Below are 5,243 nucleotides of genomic sequence, written 5' to 3'. Positions count from 1 at the left end.
AGCTACTTTTTTAAATTTTAGTTAAAATATCCTTCGAAACAAGCATTTATTTGTAAATTGCGACTCCAAAAAAATGTGTTTTTTCACATTAGAATTTATACTATTCATGAAATTTAATATACTTTTTATACTAATAGCTTTTTTTGTTTCTGCCAATTCATTTGCACAAAAAATCATTAAGCACAACGTTAAATCGGGTGAATCGATTTATTCTATTGCCAAAAAATATGATGTTACCCAAGCCGAAATTTTTGATCTAAATCCGAAATTGAAAGGTGCTGTTTTGGGTTTGAAACAAGAAGTAAAAATCCCGAATAAAAAATACAAACCCGAAGAAAAGAAACCTAAAGTTGCTAAAAATGAAGTAGTTGTTGTTGCTGAATCAGAGAAAACTTCTTCAAGCGAACCGTATATCACTCATAAAGTCGAAGCGAAAGAAACACTTTACAGTCTTGCAAAAAAGTACAAAGTGAGCATGGAAAGTATTTGTGATTTGAATCCCGAATTGAAAACTGGAAATCTAAAAGTAGGAGCGAAGCTAAAGTTTGTAAATCCTAATCCAACTCCAGCAGTTACAGAAAATAATGTTGCAGAAACCCAAAAAGTAGATGAGATTGCCAATGTTAATGTGGTGCACAAAGTATTGCCAAAAGAAACATTGTATAAAATTTCTAAGCAATATAATGTAAAAATTGACGAGCTTGTAAAACTAAATCCAGGTGTAGAAAACGGCCTTCCAGTAGATTATTTATTGATTGTCAAAAAAGGTTCGGGAACCAATGCNNATGCTGTTATTGAAGAAGCCGAAAGTCATGCTACAGAAACAGCATCGGCAGAGATTGAAAATAAAGTTATTCCGGTTGGAAATTTGGCGAAAGCCCAATTTTTAATTGAAAAAGCTTCAGAGCATTTAGGAACGCGTTACAGAAGTGGTGGCACAACAAGCGCAGGATTTGACTGTTCGGGTTTGATGTTTTCTACCTTTAAAAATTTAGACATTACCTTGCCACGTGCGTCTCACGAAATGGCGCGCTACGGAACTAAAATTGACAAATCGCAAGCCCAAAAAGGTGATTTAATTTTCTTTGCCACTTTTGGTGGAAGTAGAGTAAGCCACGTTGGTATGGTTACCGAAGTTCTTGACGACGAAATCAGGTTTATTCATTCGTCTACAAGTTCTGGCGTGATGTATTCGTCTACAAAAGAGCGTTATTATGCACGAACTTTTGTGCAAGTAAATCGTGTTATTGCGGAGTAATTTAGTCGTTTATTGAGAATCTGAAACCAATTCCGTGAAGGTTTTCAATGGCAATTCCGGTTTCGGTTGAAAGGATTTTTCTCAATCTTGATATAAAAACATCTAGACTTCTTCCCATAAAATAATCGTCATTTCCCCAAAGCGATTTTAAGATTTCCTCGCGCTTCATCACCACATTTTTGTTGTCTAAAAAGAGTTTCAAAAGTTCGGCCTCGCGCTGTGTTAAACTAATTTTTTCGGTGTCGGTGAAAACCAAATAATTCTTGCTGTCAAATTGATATTTCCCAACGTTATAAATCACATTTTCTGATAGCGAACTTTTTTGCGAACGCTTTAAAAAGATTTCAATTTTAAGTAATAATTCTTCAATGCTGAACGGCTTAACCAAGTAATCATCGGCTCCAAGTCGTAATCCTTTGATGCGATCTTCTTTCAATGTTTTGGCTGAAAGGAATATAATAGGCACATCAGAATTGATTTTTCTAACTCGTTCTGCTAGATCAAATCCGTCCATTTTTGGCATCATAATATCAAAAATACAAATGTCAAACGTATCTTTTTTAAACGCTTCAAGACATGATTCTCCATCGGTACAATGCGTTACATCATACTGATTTTCTAGATTGTCTTTGGTTAAAAACGCTAAGGTTTCGTCGTCTTCTGCGTAAAGTATTTTATATTTTGTCATAGTTGTGTTACTTTGGAATTGAAATAGAAATTGTAATTCCTTTGGTCAAATTATTGGTTGCAAAAATCTTCCAGTTGTGTTGTGTACAAATCTTTTTTACATAGTATAATCCCAGTCCGAAGCCATTGACTTCATTACTTTTGGTACTCGGAATTCTATAAAACTTATCAAAGATAAAGTTTAAATTTTTATTTGAAACACCAATTCCGTTATCGATAAAATCGATTTGAATTTTACCTTTTTCTTCGGCAATTCTAATAATTAGTATCGGATTTTCATCGCAGTATTTTATAGAATTATCCAATAAATTATAAACGATATTGGTGAAATGAAAGGCATCTGCTTGAATAATATACTCTTTATCAGAATCAATTTTTACCAATAAATCTGGATGTTTGAGTTGCATGTTTTCAATTACATCATTTAGAATCGGCAGAATAGAAACCTCCGTTTTTTCCATTTTCATCGGAGAATTATCTGATTTTGCCATGTTCAAAATTTGCTCGATATGACTATTCAACTTCTTACTTTGATTGATAATAATGTCGGTATATTTCTCTAGCTTTTCATCTTTTCTAATCACTTCCTGCTTGTTTAAAAAATTGGAAGCCAATAGAATAGAAGACAACGGAGTTTTAAATTCGTGTGTCATATTATTGATGAAATCACGTTGTAATTCAGAGTATTTTTTCTGCTGAATTATGGTGTAAATCGAATAAACATAGACCAAAAGAATGATGATTAAAGCCAAGGATAGCACAAACCAAAAACGAAGCGAACTCAATAAATAGGACGTTTCATTAGGAAAACGAATAGCAAAATAGTAAACTAAATTTTTATGTTTTGGGAAATTGATATTGGTTTTAGAGGTTTTGTTATCGATAAAATCGACGTATTTTCCGTACACCATTTCATCACTTTGACAATTGTACATGGCATATTCAAAATCGGTGTTGATGTTGAATTTAGCAAACTCAGTTTTTAAATAAAATTCTAAAATATCAGGTTGAAAATCATTTTCTACATTTACAATATAGTAATCATTTGACACTTTCTTAACCGGATTTTCAACAGGAAGTCCGCCAGTTGTTCCTTCGTACAATTTCTTCACTACTTCAAGTAATGCAACATGAACTTTTTGCGAAAACTTCTTTTCTTCAAGGTTAAAGGCTTCTTTGGTCCAAAGCAATTGCGCAATCAATATTCCTATTGTAGCGACAAGTCCAAGAACGATAATGATATTAAGGTTTTTAGTTTTCAATCTGTATTAAGTCTATATTCTATTTTCTATATTCTATTTTCTATATTCTATTCTCTTTTCATTAATTTTTCTCGTAAAAACGGAACACCTTCTGTTGCATTCATCGGAATTATTTCTAACGGATTGGATAAATTTCTAATCGTTGCCGGATTTGGATCGATATAATAAATTGGAATATTTGGCGGAGTAAATTCTACCAAACCTGCAGCAGGATAAACTTGCATAGAAGTTCCTACAATAACAAAATAATCGGCTTGTTGCGTGATTGCTAAAGCTTCTTCAAGTGCCGGAACATCTTCGCCAAACCAAACAATATGAGGACGAAGTTGAAAACCATTAGCATCCAAATCTCCAGTTTTTAAATCGGTTTTCCAGTCTAAAATGTAGTTTTCTTCTTTTGTGCTACGTACTTTAAACAATTCACCATGAAGATGTAAAACTTTGGAACTTCCTGCTTGCTCGTGCAAATTATCTACGTTTTGTGTGATGATGTGAACTTCGAAATCATTTTCTAATTCGGCTAAAATTTTATGCCCTAAATTGGGTTGAACTTCATGCAGTTGTCTTCTTCTTTGATTGTAAAAATCCAAAACTAATTCTTGATTGTTTCGCCAACCTTCAGGCGTTGCAACATCCATAACGTTATGACCTTCCCAAAGTCCGTCGCTATCGCGAAAGGTTTTGATGCCGCTTTCTGCAGAAATTCCTGCGCCTGATAAAATTACTAATTTCTTTTTCATATTTTTTTTTACATAGAGTTTGTCATTTCGACGAAGGAGAAATCTCACTAGTTACTTACGATATGCGATTTCTCCGTCGTCGTAAGGACAAAACAGTAACTTTATCAAAGATATAAAAGTAATGGATTTAAATAAATTCACTTTCACTATTTTTGCCGAAACATTTTTAGAATATGATCGACTTAGATTACTTAGCTTTTTTAGAAAACATACTTACCGATAATAGAAAAGAACGATTTCAACAGGTTTTGTCCAAACGAACCAATCATTTTACTATTGCTATGGAAGATGTTTTTCAGTTGCACAACACAAGCGCGGTGATGCGCAGTTGCGAGGTTTTTGGAGTTCAGCAACTCAATGTAATTGAAGAACGATATACCAAATCTATCGATAAAGAAATTGCGATGGGTGCGCAAAAGTGGGTTGATGTAAATCGATTTGATAGTATTTCGGGTTGTATTTCGAGTATGAAAAGTAAAGGTTATCAAATCATTGCAACGACGCCACATGAAAATGATTGCGATTTGGATGATTTTGATATTTCGAAACCAAGTGCACTATTTTTCGGAACAGAACGCGATGGATTATCAGAAGAAGTGCTTCAAAATGCTGATGGTTTTTTAAAAATTCCGATGGCTGGATTTACTGAAAGTTTGAATATATCAGTATCGGCGGCGATTATCATTCAGAATTTAATGAGTCGTTTGCACAAATCGGATATCAAATGGCAATTATCTGAAGAGGAAATTCTTGAAAAACGTTTGCAATGGGCGAAGAATACCATTAAAGATATCAAACGAATTGAAGAACGATACTATAGCGAAGTTAAAAAATAACAATGTTTATTTAAAACAAAAAAAATGATACTAAACCCAAAAAACGGAATTGATAAACTTCTTTTTGGAATGCAACAAAAAGATGTTGAAGCTATTTATGGCAGGCCAGATAAGGAATTTAAAGACGATGACGAGAACATAATTTATCTTTACAATAAAGAAAAACTTAGGCTGACATTTTATGAAGATGAGAATTTTAAATTGGGATATATTATTTCATCAAATCCTGAATTGCTTTTATTGGATAAAAAAGTTATCGGTAGAAATTGTATCGAATTAAAAACCGAATTGCCTTTTAAATCTTGGGAAGTAGAAGATTTTGATTCAACAGAAAATCATTTTAACGAAAGTAATTGGTTGACATTGCAATCAGAATTCGGACAAGTTATCCGAGTTGAAATAGGAGCAATCATCAACGACAACGATGAATTAGAATGGAAACATAAAATCCAAAAAAAGG

Annotated in this window: 6 protein-coding genes; 3 read left to right on the top strand and 3 right to left on the bottom strand. The window is 33.1% G+C overall.

The window, feature by feature from the left end; genetic code table 11:
• Positions 1-106: 106 nt before the first annotated feature.
• The gene (locus DIU01_RS12910) at positions 107-1,258 is read left to right on the top strand and encodes a peptidoglycan endopeptidase (RefSeq protein WP_290835094.1); all 1,152 of its coding nucleotides are present in this window, start codon (positions 107-109) and stop codon (positions 1,256-1,258) included.
• A 1-nt stretch (position 1,259) separates the two neighbouring features.
• Here the strand turns inward: DIU01_RS12910 and DIU01_RS12905 are convergent, their stop codons facing one another.
• Genes DIU01_RS12905 through DIU01_RS12895 form a run of 3 tightly spaced genes read right to left on the bottom strand, consistent with a single transcriptional unit; the run spans position 1,260 to position 3,947 of the window.
• On the bottom strand, positions 1,260-1,946 hold the full coding sequence (locus DIU01_RS12905; protein ID WP_290835092.1) for a response regulator transcription factor: 687 nt from the start codon (positions 1,944-1,946) through the stop codon (positions 1,260-1,262).
• Between the two features lie 7 nt (positions 1,947-1,953).
• A complete protein-coding gene (locus DIU01_RS12900) occupies positions 1,954-3,207 on the bottom strand; it encodes a sensor histidine kinase KdpD (RefSeq protein WP_290835090.1) in 1,254 nt (417 codons plus the stop codon).
• Positions 3,208-3,254: 47 nt separating this feature from the next.
• Positions 3,255-3,947: an NAD-dependent deacylase gene (locus tag DIU01_RS12895; protein ID WP_290835088.1), complete on the bottom strand. Its 693-nt coding sequence runs from the start codon at positions 3,945-3,947 to the stop codon at positions 3,255-3,257.
• A gap of 173 nt (positions 3,948-4,120) precedes the next feature.
• On the opposite strand from DIU01_RS12895, the gene DIU01_RS12890 reads away from it, so the two are divergent.
• Positions 4,121-4,783 (top strand): RNA methyltransferase, encoded by a 663-nt coding sequence (locus DIU01_RS12890; protein ID WP_290835086.1) that lies wholly within the window; start codon positions 4,121-4,123, stop codon positions 4,781-4,783.
• A gap of 24 nt (positions 4,784-4,807) precedes the next feature.
• Positions 4,808-5,243: hypothetical protein (locus tag DIU01_RS12885; protein ID WP_290835084.1), on the top strand; the 436-nt coding region annotated here is incomplete at its 3' end.

The sequence above is a fragment of the Flavobacterium sp. genome (genome assembly GCF_003525665.1).
Classification (GTDB): Bacteria; Bacteroidota; Bacteroidia; order Flavobacteriales; family Flavobacteriaceae; genus Flavobacterium.
The sequence above is the reverse complement of the archived record's forward strand: the minus strand, read 5'-3'. Positions and strand labels throughout refer to the sequence as shown.